This is a genomic window from Xanthomonas sp. NCPPB 1062 (genome assembly GCF_041481705.2).
Classification (GTDB): Bacteria; Pseudomonadota; Gammaproteobacteria; order Xanthomonadales; family Xanthomonadaceae; genus Xanthomonas; species Xanthomonas euvesicatoria.
The window spans coordinates 2,789,469-2,814,678 of sequence record NZ_CM192987.1 but is presented as its reverse complement, the minus strand read 5'-3'; the positions used below and the strand labels follow the sequence as shown (position 1 = coordinate 2,814,678).

Genomic DNA, 25,210 nt, shown 5'->3' with positions numbered 1-25,210 from the left:
AGGGGAAACTCCGTTAGGGTCTTGAAGTGAGAAGCGAAGGTGGTGGCGACGTCGGCGCGGCAGGAGCCGGAGCAAACGCACGCAGGAAGGTGTCCACGGCGAACTGCGCCCATTGCTGCCTGGCGGGAAGGCCGGCGCGATGGGGGACTTGAAACCGTTGGCGGTCGAAATCCAGCCCGACGATCATGCTCAGCAGCAGTTCGGCCATGAAGTGCGGATCGTCATGCCGCAGTTGGCCGGCGTCGATCGCCTGTTCGAAGCGATGCGCCAGGCGCTGCTGCATGCCGACCACGCCGTCGTGGAAGATCTGCTGCGACTGGTCGGGAAACCGGTGCGACTCGGCCTCCACCAGACGGCAGGTCTGTAGCACATCGGGGTTGTTCAAACGGTCAAGATGGGCCAGCGCGAAGGCCAGCAGATCTGCGCGGAGATCGCCCGAGACCGTGCCCAGCGGCCCGGCCGCCAGGTGCACGTGGTCCTGAAGCACGTCGCGCAGCAGGTTTTCCTTGCAGCCGTAGTAGCTGTACAGGGTCTGCTTGGAACAGCCGGCCCGCTCGGCCACCGCGTCCATGCTCAGCCGCATGCCACGCTCGGCAAGCAGCGCATGCACTGCCGCATGGATGCGGCGGTCGCAGTCCGAACGCCGGGCAGCACGGTGGGAACGAGGGATCATGGCGGTAGACTATACCGTCCAGTTTAGTTTTTAAACAGGCTTGACGGCCGCAGCGTTGTCTGCACAACGCCTTCTGTGCCAAGCCTTTGGCCGGACTTTGCCGGTTGTGGCGGTCCAGCCCCGCCTTCCCGCCGCTGCGTTCTCGTCGCTACATGGATGTCGTGCTTTTGCATGCCGCCGGGGGCGATCGTGGGCCGCACATTTGCGCTATGCAGCAAGGCGTCGTCACCGCGCACCGGTACAATTCAGGTTTTCCACCGAGCATTCCAGCTCTACTCATGACAGCCAAGAAAGCCGCTTCGAAATCGTCCACGACGTCGGTCAAACCGGTCGCCGAACGTGCCGTCCCCGTGCTTGCCACCGAACCGCAGGCGGTTACCCTCGAGCCGGTGTTTGCCGCGTTGCGCAAGCGCTACCCGGCCGCCCGTCAGGCCGAAGTCCAGGCGTTCGCCGCCGACTTCTACCGGCGCATGGAGGAAGACGAATTCCCGAACCATCCGCCGGAGCAGTGGGCGGCGCTGGCATCGGACATGCTGGAGTTCGCGCGCGCGCGCAAGGCCGGCACGGTCAACGTGCGTGTCTTCAACCCGACCTTGAAGAGCCACGGCTACGAGTCGCCGCATACCCTGCTGCAGATCGTCAACGACGATATGCCGTTCCTGGTGGATTCGGTCAGCATGACCCTGGCCGACCTGGGCATCGGCGTGCACGTGCTGGGCCACCCGGTACTGCGCATCGCGCGCGACAAGTCCGGCAAGCTCACCGCAGTGGGCGAGGGCAAGGGCGAATCGCTGATGGTGCTGGAGATCGACCGCCAGCCGCCGGAAGAAATGCCCAAGCTGGAAGCGGCCGTGCGCAAGGTGCTGGCCGAGGTGCGCGCCATCGTGCAGGACTGGTCGGCGATGCGCGAGCGCATGGTCATGCTGGCCGACGATCTGGCGACCCGCCGCCTGCCGATCGACGACATCAACCGGCACGAGGCGCAGGAGTTCCTGCGCTGGGCCGCGGCCGACCACTTCACCTTCTTCGGCTACCGCGAGTACCGGGTGGAAAAGCAGGGTGGCCAGGATGTGCTGGCACCGCTGGAAGAGACCGGCCTGGGTTTGCTGCGCGGTCGCGACACCTCGCCGGCGCGTCCGGTGACCACGCTGGCCGCGCATGGCCTGAATGCCTCGTCCAAGCTCAAGGATGCGTTGATCCTGACCAAGACCAATGCACGCTCGCGCGTGCATCGGGTCGGTTACATGGATTACATCGGCATCCTGGAATTCGACGCCAAGGGCCGCATCGTCGGCGAGCAGCGCTTCCTGGGCCTGTTCACTTCCAGCGCCTACAACCGCCGCCCCTGGGAAATTCCGCTGGTGCGTCAGCGCCACGAATACGTGATGAGCAAGTCGGGGCTCACCCCGAGCAGCCATAGCGGCAAGGCCTTGCGCCACATCCTGGAAACGCTGCCGCGCGAGGAGCTGTTCCAGTCCAACGAAGAAGAGCTGTACCGCACCGCGATGGGCATTCTCGGGCTGCAGGAGCGCGTGCGTAGCCGCCTGTTCCTGCGCCGCGACAAGTACGGGCGTTTCATCTCGGCGCTGGTGTACATCCCGCGCGAACGCTTCAACACCGATGTGCGCCTGCGCATCGAAGCCTTGTTGAAGGATGCGCTGCACGGCGAATACATCGACTCCAGCGTGGTGCTGGGCGAATCGCCGCTGGCGCAGCTGCACCTGATCGTGCGCCCCAAGAGCGGCGAGGCGCTGGAGTTCAACACCACCGAACTCGAATCGCGGCTGGCGCACCTGCTGCGCAACTGGCGCGATGCCCTGCGTGAGGCATTGGTTGCGCGGCATGGCGAGGCCAACGGCCTGCGCATGGCGGCCAACTTCGGTCGCGCACTGCCGGCCGGCTATATCGAAGATTCCTCGATCGAATCGGCGGTGTCCGACGTCGAGCATCTCGCCTCGCTGGATGGCCCGGACGATCTGCATCTGAGCCTGCAGGAAATCCGTCGCGACGACGGCATGCGTCTGGACGCGGGCGAAGGCCTGCGCCTGAAGCTGTACCGCCAGCTCGACGACATTCCGCTGTCCGATGCGATGCCGATGATGGAAAACATGGGCCTGCGCGTGATTTCCGAGCGGCCATATCGGTTGCAGGTCGGCGAAACGCCGGTCTATATCCAGGATTTCGAGGTCGAATCGACGTCCGGCAAGATCAATGCCGCACACGCCGATGCCAGCTTCGGCGAAGCATTCGAGCGCATCTGGAACGGCGATGCCGAAAACGACGGCTTCAATCGCCTGATCCTGGCGGCCGGCCTGCACTGGCGCCAGGTGGCTTTGCTGCGCGGCTACTGCAAATACCTGCTGCAGACGGCGGTGCCGTTCTCGCAGGCCTACGTCGAAGCCACCTTCACCCGCTATCCGTTGCTGGCGCGCCTGCTGGTGGAATTGTTCGAAGCACGCTTCGATCCGTCCACCGGCTCTGAAACCAAGGCGCAGATCTTCGCCGGCCAGGAACGCCTGCGCGAAGAACTGTCTGCGTTGGCAGGCGGCGACGAGGCCACGCTCAAGGCGCTGGACGCCGTGCTGGAGGCACGTGGCGGCGATCGCAACGCGCAGCAGGACGCCACCCGCGCCACCTTGCTGAAGCTGATGGACCGCGTCTCCAGCCTGGACGAGGACCGCATCCTGCGCAGCTTCATCGATGTGATCGATGCGACCTTGCGCACCAATTACTACCAGACCGACAAGAACGGCAAGCACCCCCACTGCATCAGCTTCAAGCTGGATTCGGCGCGCGTGCCGGACCTGCCCAAGCCGCGTCCGTATCGCGAAATTTTCGTCTACGGCCCGCGCGTGGAAGGCGTGCATCTGCGCTTCGGCGCGGTGGCGCGTGGCGGCCTGCGCTGGTCTGACCGGCGCGAGGATTTCCGCACCGAAGTGCTGGGCCTGGTCAAGGCGCAGATGGTGAAAAACACCGTCATCGTGCCGGTCGGTGCCAAGGGTGGTTTCTACGTCAAGCGTTCGCCGGTCGGCGGTGACCGCGATGCCATCCAGGCAGAAGGCATCGCCTGCTACAAGCTCTTTATCCAGGGCCTGCTCGATATCACCGACAACATCGTCGGCGGCAAGATCGTGCCTCCGCCGCAGGTGGTGCGTCACGATCAGGACGACCCGTACCTGGTCGTTGCGGCCGACAAGGGCACCGCCACCTTCTCCGATATCGCCAATGGTCTGGCGCTGGACCACGGCTTCTGGCTGGGCGACGCGTTCGCCTCCGGTGGCTCGGTCGGCTACGACCACAAGGGCATGGGCATCACTGCGCGCGGCGCGTGGGAATCGGTCAAGCGCCACTTCCGCGCCATGGGCCGCGATTGCCAGAGCCAGGACTTCAGCGTGGTCGGTATCGGCGACATGTCCGGCGACGTGTTCGGCAACGGCATGCTGCTTTCAAGGCATATCCGCCTGCTGGCCGCGTTCGATCACCGCCACATCTTCCTGGACCCGAACCCGGATGCGGCGGTTTCCTTTGCCGAGCGCGATCGCCTGTTCAAGTTGCCGCGTTCCAGCTGGGCCGATTACGACGCCAAGCTGATCAGCGCCGGTGGCGGCATCTATCCGCGTACGCTCAAATCCATCGACATCAGTGCGCCGGTGCGCGAAGCGCTGGGCCTGGACGCCAACGTCAAGCAGCTCTCGCCCAACGAGCTGATGAACGCCATCCTCAAGGCGCCGGTGGACCTGTTCTGGAACGGCGGCATCGGCACCTACGTCAAGGCGGCCAGCGAATCGCACGCCGATGTGGGCGACCGCGCCAACAACGGCCTGCGCGTCAACGGTGGCGAGTTGCGCTGCAAGGTGGTGGGCGAGGGCGGCAACCTGGGCCTGACCCAGCTGGGTCGTATTGAAGCGGCGCAGACCGGCGTGCTGCTCAACACCGACTTCATCGACAACTCGGCCGGCGTGGACACCTCCGATCACGAGGTCAACATCAAGATCCTGCTCAACGACATGGTGCAGGCCAAGAAGCTGACCTATGACGCGCGCAACAAGCTGCTGGCGTCGATGACCGATGAAGTGGCCGATCTGGTGCTGTGGGACAACTACCGCCAGAACCAGGCCATCAGCCTGATGGAGCGCATGAGCGTCAAGCGGCTCGGCTCCAAGCAGCATTTCATCCGCACGCTGGAACTGCAGGGTTTGCTGGACCGGCAGATCGAGTTCCTGCCGTCCGATGCCGAGCTGTCGGCACGCAAGGCGCGCGGCCAGGGCCTGACCCGGCCGGAGCTGTCGGTGTTGTTGTCGTACTCCAAGCTGGTGGCGTTCCAGCAGCTGCTGGAATCGGACATTCCCGAAGACCCGTACCTGTCCAAGGAATTGCAGCGCTACTTCCCGCAGCCGCTGCAGAAGAAGTACGCCGATGCGATGGAGCGTCACCGCCTCAAGCGCGAGATCATCGCCACCGCGGTCACCAACACCACCATCAACCGCATGGGCGCCACCTTCCTGATGCGCATGCAGGAAGACACCGGTCGCAGCATCGGCGAGGTTGCCAAGGCCTATACCATCAGCCGCGAAACGCTGGATGCGCGCGCGCTGTGGACGCAGATCGATGCGCTGGACGGCAAGGTGCCCGAGTCGGTGCAGATCGACGCGCTGGAAGTGATCTGGCGCCTGCAACGCTCGTTCGTGCGCTGGTTGCTGCTGCGCCCCGGCCAGATGCCCGGCATCACCGCGGCGGTGGAGCGTTACCACGGCCCGTTCAACGACATTCGCGTGGCGTCGGGCGTGCTGTCGGACGCGCAGCGCCCGCAGTACGAAGCCAGCGTGCAGGAGTGGCAGGACAAGGGCCTGACCCCGGCACTGGCGCAGCAGTTGTCCGAGCTGCGTTATCTGGAACCGGCCTTCGACATCATCGAAACCGCACGCACCCGCAAGCTCAAGCCGGTGGACGTTTCCAAGGTGCATTTCCGCCTGGGCGAAGCGCTGCGGCTGCCGTGGCTGTTCGAACAGATCGACGCACTGGAGGTCAACGGCCGCTGGCATGCCGTGGCACGTGGCGTGTTGCGCGACGAGCTGGCCGCGCATCAGCGTGCGCTGGTGGGCCAGGTGCTGACCATGTCCGGCAGCAGTGCCGAGGACAAGGTCGCCAACTGGATGGCGCGCGACGATTCCAGCCTGCGCTTCACCCTGGCGATGCTCGCCGACGTCGCCGAGCAGAAGACCCTGGACTATCCGACCGTGTCGGTGGCAGTGCAGCGGTTGGGCCAATTGGCTGCGCACGGGGTGTAAGTGGCCTAATGCCGCGGTGGCGGAGCGAGCGCTTCGCTATCGTGGTGGTCGCGACAGCGCCGTGATTGAGTCGATGCAGAGGCCGCCTCCGGGCGGCCTCTTGCGTGCAGGGCACGGTGCACGGCGTACGCCCACGTGCCCTGAGTGCGGCCCCCGCTGGATGTCCAGGCGCTATGTCGTGCGGCTCAAGCACAGGGCCAACACACGCCGCCCTGCAGGCGGGCCTGGCTTACGCCCGATGCCCGCTCATTTCCTGCCCGGCGTGCTTGTCGAAGCGTACGTGCCACCAGGTGGCGCTGAGCGAAATCAGGCTGACGATGCAAAAGGCCAGCGAGAAATCGCTCTGATGCGGCGTTGCGTGGCCGCCGGCCAGCATCGCCAGGTTGAGGATCATCGCGCCGGCACACACGCCGACCGAGAGCATGAGTTGCTGCAAGGTCGTATACAGGCTGCTGGCGCGGCTCATGCGCGCGGCCGGCACGTTCTCGTAGGCGATGGTGTTGTAGGCGGCAAATTGAAACGACATGAAGGCGCCGCAGCACAGCAGCAGGCCGAACATCAATGCCGGCGGCCAATCGGGGCGGAAGAACGCGCACACCATATAGCCCAGGCTGGCGAGGACGCCGTTGCCGATCAGACTGTTGCGATAGCCAAAGCGACGCAGCAATTGCGGGGTGATGCTGCGCATCAGCAGTGCGCCGAGCGCGGTGGCCAGGATCAACCGGCCGCTGTGCGCGGCGCTCATGCCGAAGCCGATCTGAAACAGCAAGGGCAACAGAAACGGCTGCGCACCCTGGGTGATGCGCATTAGCGCGCCGCCGATCACCGACAACCGGAACGAGGCAATGCGCAACAAGCTCAGGTCCAGCAGCGGAGCGGGGTGGTGACGTGCGTGCCAGAGATAGCCCAACCCAGCGCTGCCGCCGATCGCCAGCAGCCAGCTGGCTTCGCCGATGCCGTTTTGCTGGCTGACCATTTCCAGGCCGAACAGCAGGCACCCCAGTGCGGTACCGCACAGCACGAAGCCGCGCAGATCGAAACGCGCCGGCGTCGATTCGGTGGGAATCTCCGGAATGAAACGCCGCACCAGCAGGAAACCGGCAATACCGATCGGCACGTTGATGTAGAAGATCCAGCGCCAGTCCAGGTACGAGACGAAAAAACCGCCCAGCGGGGGGCCGAGCATCGGGCCGATGAAGGCCGGCACCAGTGTCCAGGCCATGGCCGACACCAGGTGGCGTCGTTCCACCGTGCGCAGCAGGATCAGCCGGCCCAGCGGGGCCATCATGGCGCCGCCCGCACCTTGCAACACACGTGCGGCGACCATGGTGGGCAAGCTGTCGGCCAGCGAACACAGGATCGAGCCACCGACGAATACCCAGATGGAGGCGCCGAACACGCGGCGCAGGCCGAAGCGGTCGGCGATGGCGCCACTGGCCGGGATCAGCACCGCCAGCGCCAGCAGGTAGCTGGTCATCGCGATGCTCATGGCTGGTGCCGCTACGCCGAAATCGCGCGCCAGGGTCGGCAGCGCGGTGGCCAGCACAGTGGCATCCATCTGCTCCATGAAAATGGAGCACGCCAGGATCAGCGAGATGATGCGGTAATCGGGATAACGCGGCGGCGTAGCGCCTGCCTCGGACACGCTGGAGGACATCGGACTCTCGGTTGCGGGGCCGCGCCGCCTGCGCCGCAGACGACAGCAGGAGCGGCCCGCGTCGCACGGTGTTGTGCGGCGCAACATAGGTATTGTCTGCTGGTGTGGGGCGGGGTTCAAGCGCACGTGGGTAACAGTGCGTGCTTGTGGATGCAGACGCGGCGTTTTGGTGGTGGGTGTTGGCGTGATGCAAAAGGTGGCGGCTAACGCGGCTGGCGGTGAGGTGAGCGCGCGATGGCGATGTGGGATGCGCGAAGTGATGCATCGTGGGGCGGTTGTCCCCGAGCTGCCCGCACCCAATCCGGCGCGACGCGCCACCCTCTCCCAGAGGGAGAAGAATCAAGATGCGGCACGCGGACAGTGATCGCGGCTGGGAAACGCCCCTCTCCTGCGGGAGAGGGGTGAGGGTAAGGCGAAAGACAGCCCACCTGACATCGCGAATGGGCGGTTGCCTGACCTGCCCGAATCAGCGCTAAGCCGCAGGGCTGTCCCAAGCGTCCTTGATCTGCAGAATCTGCGGCAACGCGTCGTGGAAATGCTGGACCAGCCGCGGCTCCAGTTGCTTGCCTGCCATGCTGTCGAGCTTGCGTAGGGCGTCTTCCACCGTCCAGGGCGCCTTGTAGGCGCGTCGTCCGCAGAGCGCATCGAAGACGTCGGCCACCGCCACGATGCGTGCCGATTCGGGAATCGCCTCGCCCGACAAGCCTTGCGGATACCCGCTGCCGTCCCAGCATTCGTGATGATGCAGCGCGATTTCCGCTGCCAACTGAAACACCGGGCCGCGGCCGTGGCGCAACAGGTCATGGCCGGCTTGCGGGTGCTGGCGCACCACCGAGCGTTCGTGTTCGTCCAGCGAATCGGGCTTTTGCAGGATGCTGCCTGGCACTGCGATCTTGCCGGCGTCGTGCAACGGGGCGGCGTCCTGCAGGGTCTGCGCCTGCTGCGGCGACCAGCCCACCGCCTCCGCCAGGACACGTGCATACACCGCCATGCGCCAGATATGCGCGCCGGTGTCGGCGTCCTGGCCCTGGCCGGCGGTACCAAGCAGATGGATCGCCTCGCGGTATTGCTGGGCAAGGCGTGCGTTTTCGGCCAGCTTCAACTGGGTACCGATGCGTGCCTTGAGCAGCGCAGGCGAGTAGGGCTTGCTGACGTAATCGGCCGCGCCCGCTTCCAGCCCGAGGCGTTCGTCGTGTTCGCTGTTGCGAGAGGTCACGAACAGGATGGGGATGGCGTTGCTGGACGGCTGCTGCTTGAGCGCGCGCGCCACCGCATAGCCGTCCATGTCGGGCAATTCGACATCCAGCAGGATCAGCTTTGGGGCGTGGCGGCTGACCGCATCCAGGGCTTCGCCGCCGGATTTGGCGAATACCAGCGCGAAGTCATCGCGCAGCAGCTGGCGCAGGGTGGCCAGGTTGCTGGACTCGTCGTCGACACAGAGCAGGGGGCGGGACGGCATGGTGATCCTTGCCAGACGCTCGGGGAGCGATCAGTGCGGGTGGGTGGCCTGCCACTCGCGCAACGTGGCTTCGGCGCGGCGGAAGTCGAAATCTTCGACCGCGCGTTGCAGGGCTTCCTGCAGTGCGCGCGGCAAGCGTGGCGCACAGATCAACAGCGCATGGTCGATCTGGTCGGCATCGTCGCTGGCAAAGGCCGATGTCAGGATCTGCACGCTGTCTGCATCCAACGCAACGCCCTCCTCGTCGGCGGCAACGTCGCTGTCGCCATGCTGCAAGAATGCCCGGATCGCGTCGGCGGTGCGCTGCATGACGTCCTTCAACGCAATCAGCGATGCGGTGATGTCGTGTCCTTCCTCGATACGCGTCTCCAGGTCGCCGGCTGCACCGGCCAGGGCCGGCAGCGCGAGCGAGCCGGCCGCGCCGCGCAGCTTGTGCGCCATCGCGCCGATGGCCGGCAGTTCGTTGCGACGCAGATGCTCGGCGGCTACCTCAGCCGGGTCCGGGTTGTCGCGCAGCAGCTTGATCAGATAGCGCGCATAGGGTTCGCGCTCGCGCCACAGGCTGCGCGCGCGTGCGGCGTCCAGCAGTTCCGGGTCGCTGTATTCCCATTCGGGACCGGCGTGCGCCTGCGCCTCGTGCGGAAGCGATGGAATGCGCCGTGTGCCCGGCTGCAGGAAATGACGAATGGCAGTGACCAGTTCTTCGACGTTGAATGGCTTGGCGATAAAGCCGTTCATGCCTGCTTCCAGCGCTTTTTCCTGCTGCGGGCGGAACGCGCCGGCGGTCAGCGCGATCACCGGCAGGCTGGCCAGGGCCGGGATCTGGCGCAACCGGCGCGTGGCCTCGTAACCGTCCACCACCGGCATCTGCACATCCATCAGCACCAGGTGGAACAGGTTGGGCGCGCGTTTGAGCGTACTCACTGCCTGTTCGCCATCGTGGGCGACGGTGACCATGGCGCCTTCGCCCTCCAGAATGCGCTGGGCGACTTCGCAATTGATGTCGCTGTCGTCGACCAGCAGCAGGTGGGCGCCCTCCAGGCGTCGCGCAACGAATGTCGGCGTGGCAGGGCGGGTACCCGGGCGTTGCTCGAGCAGCTGTTCCACCAGCCGGTGCAGGGCCGCGCCGGTCACCGGCTTGGTCATCACCGCATCCAGATCCTGCTGCTCGGGATGCTGCTCCAGCAGGCGGCGCTCGTAGGCGGTGACCATCACGATGACCGGATGCGGGCCGGGCGTGGCGCGTGCACGAATCTCGCGCGCGATGGCCACCCCGTCGATATCGGGCATGCGCCAGTCGAGCAGGAAAATATCGTAGGGCTCTGCAGCGTGTTCGATGGCCTGCAGTGCGGCCTGTCCGCTGGCCACCGCATCCACGCGCCAGCCAAGTTCGGTGGCGATGCGCACCAGGTTGTTGAGCGCTGCATCGTGGTCGTCGGCGATCAGCACGCGCGGCATCGCTTCCGGCGGCAAGGCCGGCAATTCGCGCTGTGCCTGCGGTGGCGCGGATTTTTCCAGCGTCACCACAAAATAGAATTCGCTGCCGCGGCCGGGCACGCTTTCCACTTCCAGTTCGCCGCCCATCAATTCGACCAGGCGCCGGCTAATGGTCAAACCCAGGCCGCTGCCGCCGTAACGCCGACTGGTGGACGTGTCGGCCTGCAGGAACGGCGAGAAGATCACGCTCTGCTTTTCCTTGGAAATACCGATGCCCGTGTCGCGGACCGAAAACAGCAGCTTGAACTTGTTGGGGTCGCCGCTGGGGAAGCGGCGTACCGACAGCACCACTTCGCCCTGTTCGGTGAACTTGATCGCATTGCCGACCAGGTTGACCAACACCTGGTTGATGCGCAGCGCATCGCCCAGCAGCCAACGGCTGTCGCGTGGCAGGGGTTCGACGATCATTTCCACCGGTTTGGCGCTGAGCGAGGAGCGCATCAGGTCGGCGATGTTATCGAACAGCTGGTTCAGATCGAACGGCGCGCATTCCAGGTCGATACGCCCGGCCTCGATCTTGGAAAAGTCCAGGATGTCGTTGATGATCTCCAGCAACGTGCGCGCGGAACGATCGATCTTGGCGACCATGTCCTGCGCGGCGCCGGGCAGTTCGCTGCGCTGAAGCAGGTACAGCATGCCCAGGATGGCGTTCATCGGCGTGCGGATTTCGTGGCTCATGTTGGCCAGAAAATCGGATTTGGACTGGTTGGCGCTCTTGGCCGCATCCATCGCCAGGCGCAGCTGTTTTTCGTGCAGCTTCTGCTCGGTGAGATCCACCGCCACGCCGAGATAGCCGATCACCTGGTCGTGGTCGTCGCGCAGGGTGCTCAAGGTCAGCAGCACCGGCAGGCGGCGCCCGTCATGGCTCACGTAGGTCCACTCGCTGGTGTCGCTGCGACCCAGGCTGGTGAGCGCGGCGATCGCCTCCAGCGTATGCGCCACCGGCGTACCGGTCTGTTCGGCCAGCATGTGCGCGCGCTCCTGCAGTTCCTCGGGCTCGACGAACTGGCTGGCCTTGCGTCGTCCGATCACTTCTGTCGCGCTGTAGCCCAACAGTTTTTCGGCGGCCGGATTGAACAGGGTGACGAAGCCGCTGGAATCGATGGCGATGATGGCGTAGCCGGCGTGTGCCAGGATCGCGCGTTGCAGCACCGAGAACTTCACCAGCTCGCTGGTGCGTTCGGCGACCTGGTGTTCGAGCGAGGCATTGAGGTCGATGATGCGTTGATGCGAGCGCACGCGGTCGGAGATGTCGCGGAAGAAATGCGAATGGCCGCTGAGCGTGCCTTCGCTTTCGATGATCGGCGCCTTGCTGGCCAGCACATGCACCTGATGCCCGTCGCGATGGCGCATGGTCTGCGCCGCCGATGCGTTGCCCGCCAGTGCCGCGTCGGCATGGTCGACCTCAGGCATCGCATACGGCTGCGGCGACAGCAGCATGGTCAGGTCCTGATCGATCGCCTCGTCGGCCGTGTAACCGAACATCGCCTCGGCGGCCGGATTCCAGTGCGTGATACGGCCATCCGGGGTTTCGGCAACGATGGCTTCGCTGGAATGGCTGACCAGCGCGGCCAGTTCCATCTGCTTGCGCAGCACTTCCTCGCGGCGCAGCCCATTGCTGAAATACAGCACCAGCAGGGCGGCAAACAGGACCGCGGCGGCCATCACCAGCCCGCCGATCAACCAGGGCGAACTCTGGTTGAGCGATGCGACGAAGCCGGCGGTGGGGTGGGCGGTGATGACCCAGGTGCGGCCGTAGATCGGCAACAGCCGCACCACCGGCGGACGCAGCGCGCTGTCGCTGGCTGGCGTGCCGCTGCGATAGAAATTGTGGGTGGGCTCATTGCGGTCGGACAGGTCCAGCGCCACGTCGTCGCGCTCACCCAATGCGCTTCGCACCATCTGCTCGACGCTGAAAGGCGCATACACCCAGCCGCTGGTGGCGAGCATGCGCTGTTGCGGGGTCTGCAACGGCATGCCTTCCCGATAGACCGCGAGCAGCACCAGAAAGCCGCTTTCGCTGGGAACGCGGTAACCGGAGAGCGAGATCGGCGAGGTCATGACCGGCTCGCCGCTGCGTGCGGCCTGCAGGGCGGCAGCACGCCGGCGCGGCTCGGAGGCGATATCGATGCCGAGCGGGCGGTTGCCCGAGGATTCCGGCTCGAAATACAGCACCATGTAACGCTCGCCATCCCATGGCGCCAACGACCGGCGATGGATGTCCGGCGCGCCGTCGGCACGCGCGGCCTGCAGAAATGCGGCTTCGTCGGCCGGGGCGACCCGATGTATATAGCCGTAACCCAGCACCCCGGGAAACTCGCGCGGATAATCCCGCGAGCGGCTATACAAGGTGAAGCGTTCTCGACTGATGATGTCGCTGCCCGCGCCGATCACCGCACCGCGTGCGCCGCGCAAGCCATGCTCGAAGGTGGACATGCGCTCGCTGATGTTGCGCGCCAGCGTACGCACTACGTAGTCGAAGCGTTGCTGGCGCTCGAGCTCGTTCTGCCGTTGCAGCCACACGCCGGTGACGATGGCGGCAACCAGGCCGGCGCTCAGAATCAGCAGTGCACCAAAGAATGCGCGACGCCCGTATGTCCTGCGCAAATCCCAGCGGCCCTTCGGCATGTTCGTTCCTTCGCCTTGCCTGTTACGTGCCCAGAGTGCTGGCCGACCTGCGTCGACCTCGTGGTGCCGCCCGATATCCGGCGGCTGTGTGCAGTCCCCCAAGCCTGCACGTCATTTTCGGATGGGCGATCGACGTTCCCGCATCAAAACGACAGCCAGATCGACAACGCGTGAAGGATCAGTCCGATCAGTCCACCGACCAACGTTCCATTGAACCGAATGTATTGCAGATCGCGTCCCACCCCCAATTCCAATTGTTCGACGAGGTGACGTTCGTCCCAACTTTTCATCGTCGACGCAATATGGTCGGTGACCGATGTGCGCAAGCGCGCGGTGAGTTTGTCGGCGGCCTGCAACATATGTTGATTGAGCGCTTCACGCAGCGAGGGATCCTGCGACAAGGCCCGGCCGAGCGATTGCATGGAACGCTCCACGTGCGCGGCCATCGACGATTGTTCGCGCGCCAGGTCATTGCGCAGTGCGTCGCGAATTTCGCCCCACAAACCTTGCACGTAGTCCTGCAGTGCCGGGTGTTCGATGGCGCGTTGCTTGAGTTCTTCCACGCGCACGGCCATCTCCGGTTCGTCGCGCAAGCGCGTGATGTAGCCCTGCAGCCACGCTTCGTAGTCGAGCCTGATTGGATGCTCGGGCGTTTTGAGGATGTCCTGCAGTTCTTCGATCGCCGCACGCGCCATGCGGTCGGCCAGGCTGTCGCCGATCTCTTCGATCGGCTTGACCCAATTCACGGTGCCGACCAGCTTGGGCCATTCGCGGCGCGCGTAACGCACGATCAATGCAGACGCGCGCGTCTTGACCTGCTCCTGGTCCAGCCATTCGCCCAGCCGCAGCAGCACTTCATCCAGCAGCTTCTGGTGGCGGCCGTCGGTGGTGAGCAGGGCCATCACATCGCCGATGGTGGCGGCGGCGTTCCATTTGCGCAGGCGGTCGACCACGAAGCCTTGAATCGCGCGGCGGACGGCTGCCTCGTCGAGCAGTTCCAGCGCCTGCAGCATCCAGCCGCGCGTCATCTGCGCCAGCATGCGTGCCTGCTCTGGTTTGGCCAGCCAATCGCCCAGCCGGCTGGCGGGATCGAATACCCGCAGCTTTTCCATCAACGCATCCGGGGCGAGGAACTGGTCGCGCACGAACACTGCCAACCCGTCGGCCAGCCGTTCCTTGCCGCGCGGCAGGATGGCGGTGTGCGGGATCGGCAGGCCCATCGGGTGGCGGAACAGCGCCACCACCGCGAACCAGTCGGCCAATGCGCCCACCGTGGCCGCTTCGCAGAAGGCCGACACCCAGGCCCAGATGCCGTGTTCGCCCATCAGGTGGCTGACGACGAAGCCGGCGAACATTGCCAGCAACAAGGCCACCGCCAGCAGCTTCATGCGCTGCAACTGGGCACGACGAGGATCGATCGGACGGGGAGTGCTGAGACTGGGTTCCATCGGTGAAGTGTACCCAGTCGTTTGACCAGGGCATGTCCACGGCAGGTGGCGCCATCGCGTGTGCAGGTTGTGGCCGCGTCTTGCGTGCCTTGTGCTCCAGCTGCGCCTGGGTTGGGGCGACCCAGCGGCTGTTGCTGTCGCGGGAGCGCACCTGGGCGCGACGGGCTTTATCGGGAATGCCTGTCGCACACAGGTGCGCTCCTACGTGCTGCTGTCGACTGTCGGGTGCACTCAGCCGCGCAGGCGTTCCAGCTGCGCCTGCAGTGCGGTCACCTTCGATTGCAGCGCGGCATTCTCGTTTTCCAGCTCGGTGACGCGGCGCTGCAGGGCCTTGATGTCGCGGCGTTCGGCTTCGCCACCTTCGGCCTCGTCGGCCTTGGGTTTGCGCTTGGCATCGCGTACACGCTTGGCGGCCTGTTTGAGCTCGGCCTTGCCGGCCTGCGCGGCGGCGCGTTGTTCGTCCTCCGACAGCGTGGCCACCGCAGCGGCGGCGCTGATCGAAATCTCGCCCGCCTTGACCGCCTGCACCACTTCCGGCGCGGCCTGCTTGTGGATGCGTTCGATCATCACCACCTGGTTGCTGCTCAGACGCGCTTCGCGGGCCAGCTCGGCACGGCTGACCGGGGTAGAGGTTTCGTCCCACGGCGGGCTGTCGGTGTCGTCGGCGGTGTGCGTGCTGCTCTGCTCCAGGCCAGTGTCCGGCTGGTCGCCGGCCACCGCCGGCGCTTCGGCTTCGGCGTCGCGCTGGCTGCGTTGGCGTGCGGCCAGGATCTCGCGCTTGCGCAACGCCAGTACGCCACGCTGGAAGTCGGACACGCTGCGCCGGCCCAGGTGCTGTTCGATCATCCACAGGTGCACGTCCTGCATGGACTGGAAGCGCGGGTTCTGCACCGTCTGGAACGGCAGCCCGTGTTTCTGGCAGATACCGTAGCGGTTGTGGCCATCCACCAGCACATCGCCCCACAGCACCAAGGCATCGCGGCAGCCTTCGGCCAGCAGGCTGCGTTCCAGCGCCTCGTGCTCGTCGGGCGTCAGCGGGTCGATATAGGCCTTGAGTTCTTCTTTGACAACGATGTTCATACGGCAACTGCTGGGATGCGGGGCGGGCATTGTAGTGAGCCGGCCCCGGCTTTGCGCGCTTGACGGCTGCCTGCATGCGTGACACGCGGGCGCCCGTCGCCGACGTTGCGGTCGTTGCCTATGGCCAGCCGAGCCTAGTCCACCTGGCGAAGCATCTTGCCCAGCGTCTCCACCATCTGCCCGATCTGCTCCGGGGTGACGATCAGCGGCGGTGACAGTGCGATGACATCGCCGGTGACGCGCACCAGCAGGCCGCCCTCGTGGAAACAGCGCTCGAAGACCTCGTAACCGCGCGCGCCCGGGGCGCCGTCGCGTGGTGCCAGCTCGATCGCGCCGATCAGGCCGATGTTGCGGATGTCGATCACATGCGGCGAGCCGCGCAGGCCGTGCAGTGCGTCTTCCCACTGCGGGCCCAGCGTGATCGCGCGCGTGAACAGCTCTTCCTCGGCATAGGTGTCCAGCGTGGCAATCGCCGCTGCACAGGCCAGCGGGTGGCCGGAATAGGTATAGCCGTGAAAGAGCTCGATCGCGTTTTGCGGCCCGTGCATGAAGGCATCAAAGATCGCATCGGCCACCAGCACCGCGCCCATCGGCACGGTGCCGCTGGTCAGGCCCTTGGCGGCGGTGATGATGTCCGGGGTGACGCCGAAGCGCTGCGCGGCGAATGCGTCGCCCACGCGGCCGAAACCGGTGATCACCTCGTCGAACACCAGCACGATGCCGTGGCGGTCGCAAATGGCGCGCAACCGCTGCAGGTAACCTTCCGGCGGCAGGATCACGCCGGCCGAACCGGACACCGGTTCGACGAACACTGCGGCGATGGTGGATGCATCGTGCAGGGTGATCAGCCGTTCCAGATCGTCGGCCAGCTCCGCGCCGTGTGCGGGCAATCCACGCGCATAGGCGTTGCGCTGCAGATCCAGCGTGTGCCGCAGATGATCGGTACCGGCCAGCAGCGGACCGAACCACTTGCGGTTGTTGGGCAGCCCGCCGATCGACATGCCGCCGAAGCCGACCCCGTGGTAAGCCTTTTCGCGGCCGATAAAACGGGTGCGCTGGCCTTCGCCGCGCAGCCGGTGGTAGGCCAGCACGATCTTCATCGCGCTATCCACCGCCTCCGAGCCGGAGTTGGTGAAGAACACATGGCCCAAGCCGGGCGGGGCGATTGCGGCCAGCCGCTGCGCCAGTACGAAGGGCAGCGGCGAGCCCATCTGGAAGGTCGGCGCGAAATCCAGCGTGCCGGCCTGTTCGCGAATGGCGGCCACGATGCGCTCGCGGCCATGCCCTGCATTGCAGCACCACAGGCCTGCCGTGCCGTCCAGAATCTGGCGGCCGTGGACATCGCGGTAATGCATGCCCTGCGCCGAGGCCAGCAGGCGAGGCCGTGCCTTGAACTGGCGATTGGCGGTGAACGGCATCCAGAAGGCATCCAGCTGCGTCGGTGCCTGCAGCGCATCGGCGGCATCGCTGGGAAGGTGGAGGGGCATGGCAGGCTCCATCGTGCAGGATCGCCCGACTGTACGCAGCTGGCGCCTCGGCCGTCACCTGACAGGCCGGCAGGCGCACAGGAGTAGCAGGCGCATCGTGCGTATTCCGGTCGAGCGACACCAGGACCGGATGATGCCGGCACCCGCCACAGCGCTGCGCGTGCAGCAGGCGCGGGGACGGGTTTCGCGACGCGGTTGGCGAAGTGCAGACAGACTAGTCAATTAGTCGCAGCTGCGGCCGCTAACACCAAGGCACGCTTACGTGACATGGGCATGGGCGGCGCTTTGCAACACTGCAGGGCGCTGGCAAGCATTGCAAACAGGCAGGGATCGCCGATGATGCGCCAGACGACCGCCAGTTGGGCCTGGTCGGTGTCGCTGCCCATATCGCAACGCGTTATTTGATTGCAGCTATCAATCGTATTCGGAACGGCCGACAGGACGTCGCCATCGCCCGCCAGGCGTTGGTAGTAGTCCTGTCAGCCGTGTTTTCGCAGTTCATCGTTGGTTTTTTGGGGGAAATGAGAATGACGCAAGGGTCCACCGTGGCGACAGCCAGCGGCGCAGACGCCGGTTTACTGTCCAAGGAGCGCATCATTGCGCGGCCGGGGTTCAATCGTTGGTTGGTACCGCCGGCAGCACTGGCGATCCACCTGTGCATCGGCATGGCCTACGGCTTCAGCGTGTTCTGGCTGCCGTTGTCCAAGGCGCTGGGCATCACCGAGTCGATCGCATGCCCGGCCGATATGGGCCTGTTCGCACGCATGGTGGCCACCACCTGCGACTGGAAGATCAGCGAGCTGCAGTGGATGTACACGCTGTTCTTCGTGCTGCTGGGGTGCTCGGCAGCGATCTGGGGCGGCTGGCTGGAACGGGCCGGCCCGCGCAAGGCCGGCGTGGTCTCGGCGCTGTGCTGGTGCGGCGGGCTGGTGATCTCGGCAGTCGGCATCCACTTCCATCAGATCTGGATGCTGTGGCTGGGCTCGGGCGTGATCGGCGGCATCGGCCTGGGGTTGGGCTACATCTCGCCGGTGTCGACGCTGATCAAGTGGTTCCCGGACCGACGCGGTATGGCGACGGGCATGGCGATCATGGGCTTTGGCGGCGGCGCGATGATCGGCAGCCCCTTGGCCGATGCGCTGATGCGCCATTTCGCGACCCCCACCTCGGTGGGCGTGATGGAAACCTTCCTGGTGATGGCGGCGCTGTACTTCGTCTTCATGATGGCCGGCGCGTTCGGTTACCGCGTGCCGCCGAGCGGCTGGACCCCGGCCGGCTGGACCGCGCCGGTGGCCAGCAGCAACGCCATGATCACCGCCAACCACGTGCACGTGAAAAAGGTCTGGGGCATCCCGCAGTTCTGGTTGCTGTGGGGCGTGCTGTGCCTGAACGTCTCGGCCGGCATCGGCGTGATCGGCATGTCCTCGCCGATGTTGCAGGAAGTGTTCGGCGGCCGTCTGATCGGCGTGGATGTGGGCTTCGCCAGCCTGGATCCCACCCAGCTGGCCAGCATCGCGGCCATCGCGGCCGGCTTCACCGGTCTGCTCAGCCTGTTCAACATCGGCGGCCGGTTCTTCTGGGCCAGCATGTCCGACAAGCTCGGCCGCAAGAACACCTACACGCTGTTCTTCGTGCTGGGCATCTGCCTGTATGCAGCGGCGCCGTCGGCTGGCGGTATTGGCGGCATCGCGCTGTTTGCGGGCATCTTCTGCATCATCCTGTCGATGTACGGCGGCGGTTTCGCCACCATTCCGGCGTATCTGGCCGACCTGTTCGGTACCCAGATGGTCGGCGCCATCCACGGCCGGCTGCTGACTGCCTGGGCAACCGCCGGCATCCTGGGTCCGGTGGTGGTGGGTTACATGCGCGAGTACCAGCTGGCGCACGGCAGCCCGCCGTCACAGGTCTACAACACCACCATGTACATCCTTGCCGGCATGCTCGTGCTCGGCCTGATCTGCAATCTGTTGGTGCGCCCGGTGGCCGCACGTCACTTCATGACGCCCGACGAACTGGCACGCGAAAAGCAGCTGGCGCACGAAAAGGTCGACCGCACCGGGCACGGCACGATTCCACCGGAACAAATGGCGCGCATCGGTCATGGCGGCAACCCCGCGCTGGTCGCGTTTGCCTGGCTGGCGGTGGGTATCCCGATGCTGTTCGGTATCTGGGTCACGCTGCAAAAAGCCTTCGTGCTGTTCCATTGAGGTGAGATGACCAGTCCGTCTTCCCGCTCCGTGCGTCCGGGCAGTGTGGTACGCACGGTCCGTCGCCATCGCGGCGGCCGCAGCGCCACGGTGCAGGACATGGTGGCAGCCGAAATGCCGGTCGCCTTCATCTACAACGGCGTGCCGTTCGCGGTGATGATGGCCACGCCGGAGGACCTGGAGGATTTCGCACTGGGGTTCTCGTTGAGCGAAGGCATCGTCGATCACGCGCAGGACTTGCGCGTGATCGCGGTGGAGACGTTTCTGGAAGGCGCTTCGCTGCAAATAGAAATCCCGCCCGAGCGCGCAGCCGCGTTGGACCAACGGCGCCGCAATCTGGACGGGCGCAGCGGTTGCGGGGTGTGCGGCAACGAGTCCATCGAAGCGGTGCTGCGTGTGCCGCCGGTGCTGCACTCGTCGCTGCAGATCGACGTGGATGCCTTGGCGCATGCGCTGGATGCGCTGCATGCACGGCAGCCCATCGCCGCGCAGACCGGCGCCGTGCACGCGGCTGCCTGGGCCGATGCGCAGGGCAATGTGCAGCTGGTCCGCGAAGACGTGGGCCGGCATAACGCGTTGGATAAATTGATCGGTGCATTGGCGCGCGCGCGCATCGATGCATCGCACGGGTTCGCGGTGGTCACCAGCCGCGCCAGTTACGAAATGGCCATGAAAGCCGCGCAGGCCCGAATTCCGCTGCTCGCAGCGATTTCGGCGCCAACTGCGCTGGCGATCAGCCTGGCCGAGAGTGCGGGACTGACCCTGATCGGGTTTGCCCGCGATCACGATTGTGTCGTTTACAGCCATCCGCAGCGCCTGGATCTGGGCATTGCGGTGGGAGAGCCCGCATGAGCAAGAAAACCATCAAGCAATACGACAATCCCGCGGGCGGCTGGGGCGCATTGCGCTCGGTGGCCAAGCACCTGATGGAACAGGACATCGCCGTGCAGGGCGCCAAGACGCTGCTGCACGCCAACCAGCCGGACGGTTTCGACTGCCCCGGTTGTGCCTGGCCGGATCGCGACCACACGTCCACGTTCGAATTCTGCGAAAACGGCGCCAAGGCCGTGGCGGCCGAGTCCACCGCACGTCGCGCCGGGCCGGAGCTGTTCGCTTCGCACACCGTCAGCCTGCTGTCGCAATACAGCGATTACTGGTTGGAAGGGCAGGGTCGCCTGACCCACCCGATGCGCTACGACGCTGCGACCGACCACTACGTGCCGGTGAGCTGGGACGATGCCTTTGCGCAGATCGCGCGGCATCTCAATGGCCTGGCAACGCCGGATGAGGCGATCTTCTACACCTCCGGGCGCACCAGCAACGAGGCAGCGTTCCTGTATCAGTTGTTCGTGCGCGAGTTCGGCACCAACAATTTCCCCGATTGCTCCAACATGTGCCATGAGCCCTCCGGCACCGCGCTGCGGTCGCAGATCGGCGTGGGCAAGGGCACGGTGTCGCTGCACGATTTCGAGCTGGCCGACGCCATCTTCATCTTCGGGCAGAACCCGGGCACCAATCATCCGCGCATGCTGGGCGAGTTGCGTCAGGCGTCCAAGCGCGGTGCGGCGATTGCGGCGTTCAACCCGCTGCGCGAGCGCGGGCTGGAAAAGTTCGCCGACCCGCAGGACAAGCTGGAGATGTTGCACAACGGCTCCACGCGCATCGCTTCGGATTATTTCCAGCTCAAGATCGGCGGCGACCTAGCTGCGGTGAAGGGCATCATCAAGCACGTGCTGGAGCGCGATGCGCAGGCGCAGCGCGATGGCACGCCGCGCTTGCTGGACCTGGAGTTCATCCAGGCGCACACCGCCAATTTCGAGGCGTTCGCTGCCGACGTGCACGCGGAGCGCTGGGACACCATCGTCGAAGAATCCGGGCTGGACGAAACCGCGCTGCGCAAGGCCGGCGAGATCTATCTCAATGCCGAGCGCGTGATTGCCTGCTGGGGCATGGGCATCACCCAGCACAAGCATTCGGTGGCGACCATCCACATGATCACCAACCTGCTGCTGCTGCGCGGCAACCTGGGCCGGCCCGGCGCGGGTGTCTGCCCGGTGCGCGGGCACAGCAACGTGCAGGGCGACCGCACGATGATGATCTATGAAAAGCCGCCGGCCGCGTTCCTGGACAAGCTGCAATCGGTGTTCGGTTTCGCGCCCCCGCGCGCAGACGGGTTCGATACCGTGGGTGCGATCGAGGCGATGCTGGATGGGCGGGGCAAGGTGTTCTTCGCGATGGGCGGCAATTTTGCTGCCGCTACGCCGGATACCGATGCCACGCACCGCGCGTTGCGCAACTGCGAATTGACCGTGCATGTCACCACCAAGCTCAATCGCAGCCACCTGGTGCATGGGCGCGATGCGTTGATCCTGCCGTGTCTGGGGCGCACCGAGATCGACATCCAGGATGCCGGCGCACAAGGCGTGACGGTGGAGGATTCGATGAGCATGGTGCACCTGTCGGCCGGCATCAATCCGCCGGCCTCGCCGGACCTGCTGTCGGAACCGGCGATCGTGGCGCGCATGGCCGAAGCCACGCTGGGCGCACGCAGCGCGATCCGCTGGCGCTGGCTGGTGGGCGATTACGACCGCGTGCGCGATCTCATCGCGCAGGTGTTTCCGGACTTTGCCGGGTTCAACGAACGCGTGCGTACGCCGGGTGGGTTCCGTTTGTCCAACACCGCCCGCGATCGCCAGTGGGTGACGCCGGAACAACGTGCCGTGTTCAAGCCGCATGCGGTGCCCACCGACAATCCCATCCACCGCGCGCGCCGCAGCCGCGCCGAGCAGATGGTGTTTACGCTGGCCACCACGCGTTCGCACGATCAGTACAACACCACCATCTATGGGTTGGACGACCGCTATCGCGGTGTGTTCGGCGAGCGCCGCGTGCTGTTCATCAATGGGGCGGATATCGCGGCGTTAAACATGAAGGCCGGCGATTGGGTGGACCTGGAAAGCCTGTGCGAGGACGGCGTGCGCCGCGAGGCGCGGCGTTTCCTGTTGGTGGACTACAACATCCCGCGTGGCTGCCTGGCCGCGTACTACCCGGAAACCAATGCGCTGGTGCCGTTGTCCAGTTTCGCCGACGAGGCGCGTACGCCGACCTCCAAGTCGATTCCGGTCATCGTGCTGCCGCACCGCGCCGAAACCGCCGATGCGGCGCCGCGCGATATCGGAGCGGTGCTTGTCCGCTGATCCACAGCTCACCGTACAGCTGTTGCATGCGCTTGCCGACGCGCCCGATGGCGTGTCGCTGGCCCGGCTATGCAAGCACCTGGGCGTGCGCATGAGCGTGCTGCTGCGCACGCTCGCCTGGTTGGGGACAGCGAACCTGGACGGCCAGCCGGGTCCGGATTGGGTGCGCGTGGAAGATCGCGGCGAGCGGCAGTTTGCAGTACTGACGCCGGTTGGTTTGGCCGAGCATGCGCAGCGATCAGCTGCGCAAACGTTGCAGGGCGGTTGAGCGAGCTTCCCGCTGCTTGATTGAAAGCTCTGCAGACCGACCAACTCAACTGGTCCTTGCCGGCCCATCGTCGCGGGACCCTTGGCGGCATGGGTGCCCGCCACGGAGCCTACAAGTGCGTACCTGCGGCGTGTCCTGCGATGGTGGGCGCGCAAGGGCCTGCAGCAAACGCCAAGACCTCGCACCTTGCAGGCTGAGCAGTTGACGATCTCCGGCTACGCGTTGCCGGACACCTCTCCTCTGCGAACGCGTCTGCTCCAAGACGAGTCGGGCGCGATCCACAGCACCGTCGGTCACGCCTGCAACTTTTTGCTCCCGCCTGGCCTGCGCAAAGCAGTGCCGCGATCTGCCAGAATCGGCCGTCTTGCTTCCCGGATGCCGATCAACCATGACTGCCGCTGCGCCGCTTGCCGCACCCACCAATTCACCTGCGCGCGTGCTATTCGCCAGCCTGATCGGCACCACCATCGAGTTCTTCGATTTCTATATCTACGCCACCGCCGCAGTGCTGGTGTTTCCCACGCTGTTCTTTCCCGCCGGCGATGGCAGTGCGGCGATGCTGCAGTCGTTGGCGACCTTTGCGGTCGCGTTTGTTGCGCGGCCGGTGGGCTCGGCGGTGTTCGGTCACTTCGGCGACCGGGTAGGGCGCAAGGCCACGCTGGTGGCAGCGCTGCTGACGATGGGTTTGTCCACCGTGGCCATCGGCCTGCTGCCCAGTTACGCGCAGATCGGCGTGTTTGCGCCTGCGTTGCTGGCGTTATGCCGCTTCGGCCAGGGGTTGGGCCTGGGCGGCGAGTGGGGCGGGGCGGTGCTGCTGGCCACCGAGAACGCGCCGCCGGGCAAGCGGGTGTGGTACGGCATGTTTCCGCAACTGGGCGCGCCGCTGGGGTTCTTGTTGTCCACCGGCACCTTTCTGAGCATGGGCGCAGTGCTGGACGATGCGCAGTTCATGCAGTGGGGATGGCGCGTGCCGTTTCTGGCCAGTGCATTGCTGGTCCTGACGGGGCTGTGGGTGCGCCTGAGCATCACCGAGACGCCCGATTTCCAGAAGACGCTGGACCGCAAGACGCGTGTCCGGCTGCCGCTGGGCACCGTGGTCGCGCAGCATTGGCCGGCGCTGATTGTCGGCACGCTGGGCGCGTTCGCCACCTTCGTGCTGTTTTATCTGATGACGGTGTTCGCGCTCGGCTATGGCACCAAGACGCTGGGCTACGACAAGGAACAATTCCTGTTGTTGCAGATGGCCGGCATCGTATTTTTTGCGCTCGGCATTCCGCTGTCGGCCAAGTTTGGCGACCGGCACGGCGCGCCGCTGGCGATGATGCTGGCCAGCATCGCCATCGTGGCATTCGGCCTGGCGTTTGCGCCGCTGTTTCAGGCCAGTCACCCGTTGCAGGTGCTGGCGTTCCTGTCGCTGGGATTTTTCTTCATGGGCCTGACCTATGGTCCCTGCGGCACGTTGCTGGCCGAGCTGTATCCCACCGAGGTGCGCTACACCGGCGCATCGCTGTCGTTCAATCTGGCCAGCATCCTGGGCGCGGCGCCGGCGCCCTACGTGGCCACGCAACTGGCGGCCAGTTACGGCGTGCAATCGGTAGGGTATTACCTGGGCGGGGCGGCCGTGCTGAGCCTGATGGCGCTGGTCGTGGCGCGGCGCTGGCGTCGCTGAGCGGCAGATCGCAACGGTTGATGGAGTCTGCGATCGTGCAGCAACGCGGCGGCCCACGATGACGCGATGGCGTGCGCGCTTCGGTGCGCTGCTGCAGAGCCGAGGCGTTGATCTGGCTGCTAGCCGAAGATCCGCTTGAGCGTGCGGCCCAGCCAGCCACCATGCTGATGGGTGCGCGAAAACCGGTCCAGGTGTGCGATCACCTGCGGTGCGTAGGCCTGATCGTCACCGCGAATATGGTTGAACAGCCAGCGTGAGAGCATGTTGCGCAGTTCGTCGCTGACGTCTTCGCCGGCCTGGAAGCGCAGGCGGTATTCGCCGACACGCTTGCCGAACACCGCATGCACGCGCTGGTGCGCCTGGCTGAAGGGATAGCCGGCTTCCTGCATCAGTTCTTCTTCGAAGGCGAAGTGCGAGAGCGTGTAATCGATCAGTTCGTCGATCACCTCCGCCACTGCCAGTTGCTGCAGACTGGTCTGCGCAACATGCAGCTGATTGATCATGTCCACAATGCGCCGGTGTTGATGATCGATGACCTCGATCCCGGTGTTGAGGTCGTCCTGCCAGACCAGCAGTGCCATCGAAGTACCTTGCCCAATGCGATGGGCATACGGTAAGCCGCGCGCGCCGGCAGTGCGTTGATCTGGATCAA

General features: G+C 65.4%; 14 protein-coding genes. 6 read left to right on the top strand and 8 right to left on the bottom strand.

Annotated features, from left to right (window positions below; translation table 11 throughout):
* Positions 1-13 precede the first annotated feature (13 nt).
* Positions 14-673, bottom strand: coding sequence for a TetR/AcrR family transcriptional regulator (locus ACCQ16_RS12380; RefSeq protein ID WP_008571360.1), 660 nt, complete (start codon positions 671-673; stop codon positions 14-16).
* Positions 674-951: 278 nt separating this feature from the next.
* Between ACCQ16_RS12380 and ACCQ16_RS12375 the strand changes: the two genes are divergently transcribed.
* On the top strand, positions 952-5,961 hold the full coding sequence (locus tag ACCQ16_RS12375; protein WP_014090417.1) for an NAD-glutamate dehydrogenase: 5,010 nt from the start codon (positions 952-954) through the stop codon (positions 5,959-5,961).
* 229 nt (positions 5,962-6,190) lie between these two features.
* On the opposite strand, the gene ACCQ16_RS12370 is transcribed toward ACCQ16_RS12375, so the two are convergent.
* From ACCQ16_RS12370 to aptA, 6 genes are all read right to left on the bottom strand, one after another.
* Positions 6,191-7,618, bottom strand: coding sequence for a DHA2 family efflux MFS transporter permease subunit (locus ACCQ16_RS12370; RefSeq protein ID WP_277572697.1), 1,428 nt, complete (start codon positions 7,616-7,618; stop codon positions 6,191-6,193).
* A 472-nt stretch (positions 7,619-8,090) separates the two neighbouring features.
* Positions 8,091-9,077, bottom strand: a complete 987-nt coding sequence (locus ACCQ16_RS12365) for an HD-GYP domain-containing protein (protein WP_008571357.1) — start codon at positions 9,075-9,077, stop codon at positions 8,091-8,093.
* A gap of 30 nt (positions 9,078-9,107) precedes the next feature.
* Positions 9,108-13,202, bottom strand: coding sequence for a CHASE domain-containing hybrid sensor histidine kinase/response regulator (locus ACCQ16_RS12360; protein ID WP_277572698.1), 4,095 nt, complete (start codon positions 13,200-13,202; stop codon positions 9,108-9,110).
* A gap of 143 nt (positions 13,203-13,345) precedes the next feature.
* Positions 13,346-14,650, bottom strand: coding sequence for a DUF445 domain-containing protein (locus tag ACCQ16_RS12355; RefSeq protein WP_014090415.1), 1,305 nt, complete (start codon positions 14,648-14,650; stop codon positions 13,346-13,348).
* 231 nt (positions 14,651-14,881) lie between these two features.
* Positions 14,882-15,730 (bottom strand): hypothetical protein, encoded by an 849-nt coding sequence (locus ACCQ16_RS12350; RefSeq protein WP_008571354.1) that lies wholly within the window; start codon positions 15,728-15,730, stop codon positions 14,882-14,884.
* A gap of 134 nt (positions 15,731-15,864) precedes the next feature.
* On the bottom strand, positions 15,865-17,229 hold the full coding sequence (gene aptA, locus ACCQ16_RS12345; protein ID WP_206516386.1) for an omega-aminotransferase AptA: 1,365 nt from the start codon (positions 17,227-17,229) through the stop codon (positions 15,865-15,867).
* Positions 17,230-17,744: 515 nt separating this feature from the next.
* Here aptA and ACCQ16_RS12340 point away from each other — a divergent pair.
* From ACCQ16_RS12340 to ACCQ16_RS12320, 5 genes are all read left to right on the top strand, one after another.
* On the top strand, positions 17,745-19,424 hold the full coding sequence (locus tag ACCQ16_RS12340; RefSeq protein WP_008571350.1) for an OFA family MFS transporter: 1,680 nt from the start codon (positions 17,745-17,747) through the stop codon (positions 19,422-19,424).
* A gap of 6 nt (positions 19,425-19,430) precedes the next feature.
* Positions 19,431-20,276 carry a formate dehydrogenase accessory sulfurtransferase FdhD gene (fdhD, locus tag ACCQ16_RS12335; RefSeq protein ID WP_127168119.1) on the top strand — a complete coding sequence of 282 codons (846 nt, stop codon included), beginning with the start codon at positions 19,431-19,433 and terminating at the stop codon, positions 20,274-20,276.
* Complete coding sequence (locus ACCQ16_RS12330; protein WP_277572699.1) at positions 20,273-22,621, top strand: FdhF/YdeP family oxidoreductase; 2,349 nt, start codon at positions 20,273-20,275, stop codon at positions 22,619-22,621. Before fdhD ends, ACCQ16_RS12330 begins: the two co-directional genes overlap by 4 nt.
* The gene (locus ACCQ16_RS12325; RefSeq protein WP_008571346.1) at positions 22,611-22,889 is read left to right on the top strand and encodes a hypothetical protein; all 279 of its coding nucleotides are present in this window, start codon (positions 22,611-22,613) and stop codon (positions 22,887-22,889) included. Before ACCQ16_RS12330 ends, ACCQ16_RS12325 begins: the two co-directional genes overlap by 11 nt.
* Positions 22,890-23,277: 388 nt before the next feature.
* Complete coding sequence (locus ACCQ16_RS12320; RefSeq protein WP_008571345.1) at positions 23,278-24,558, top strand: MFS transporter; 1,281 nt, start codon at positions 23,278-23,280, stop codon at positions 24,556-24,558.
* A 119-nt stretch (positions 24,559-24,677) separates the two neighbouring features.
* On the opposite strand, the gene ACCQ16_RS12315 is transcribed toward ACCQ16_RS12320, so the two are convergent.
* A complete protein-coding gene (locus tag ACCQ16_RS12315) occupies positions 24,678-25,139 on the bottom strand; it encodes a bacteriohemerythrin (protein ID WP_005915313.1) in 462 nt (153 codons plus the stop codon).
* Between the last annotated feature and the right edge of the window lie 71 nt (positions 25,140-25,210).

Coding starts and splice junctions, on each gene's coding strand:
- ACCQ16_RS12330 (WP_277572699.1), top strand. CDS start 20,273: ATGAGCAAGAAAACCATCAAGCAATACGACAATCCCGCGGGCGGCTGG.
- aptA (WP_206516386.1), bottom strand. CDS start 17,229: ATGGAGCCTGCCATGCCCCTCCACCTTCCCAGCGATGCCGCCGATGCG.
- ACCQ16_RS12375 (WP_014090417.1), top strand. CDS start 952: ATGACAGCCAAGAAAGCCGCTTCGAAATCGTCCACGACGTCGGTCAAA.
- ACCQ16_RS12350 (WP_008571354.1), bottom strand. CDS start 15,730: ATGAACATCGTTGTCAAAGAAGAACTCAAGGCCTATATCGACCCGCTG.
- ACCQ16_RS12365 (WP_008571357.1), bottom strand. CDS start 9,077: ATGCCGTCCCGCCCCCTGCTCTGTGTCGACGACGAGTCCAGCAACCTG.
- ACCQ16_RS12315 (WP_005915313.1), bottom strand. CDS start 25,139: ATGGCACTGCTGGTCTGGCAGGACGACCTCAACACCGGGATCGAGGTC.
- ACCQ16_RS12360 (WP_277572698.1), bottom strand. CDS start 13,202: ATGCCGAAGGGCCGCTGGGATTTGCGCAGGACATACGGGCGTCGCGCA.
- ACCQ16_RS12380 (WP_008571360.1), bottom strand. CDS start 673: ATGATCCCTCGTTCCCACCGTGCTGCCCGGCGTTCGGACTGCGACCGC.
- ACCQ16_RS12320 (WP_008571345.1), top strand. CDS start 23,278: ATGACTGCCGCTGCGCCGCTTGCCGCACCCACCAATTCACCTGCGCGC.
- ACCQ16_RS12355 (WP_014090415.1), bottom strand. CDS start 14,650: ATGGAACCCAGTCTCAGCACTCCCCGTCCGATCGATCCTCGTCGTGCC.
- ACCQ16_RS12340 (WP_008571350.1), top strand. CDS start 17,745: ATGACGCAAGGGTCCACCGTGGCGACAGCCAGCGGCGCAGACGCCGGT.
- fdhD (WP_127168119.1), top strand. CDS start 19,431: ATGACCAGTCCGTCTTCCCGCTCCGTGCGTCCGGGCAGTGTGGTACGC.
- ACCQ16_RS12370 (WP_277572697.1), bottom strand. CDS start 7,618: ATGTCCTCCAGCGTGTCCGAGGCAGGCGCTACGCCGCCGCGTTATCCC.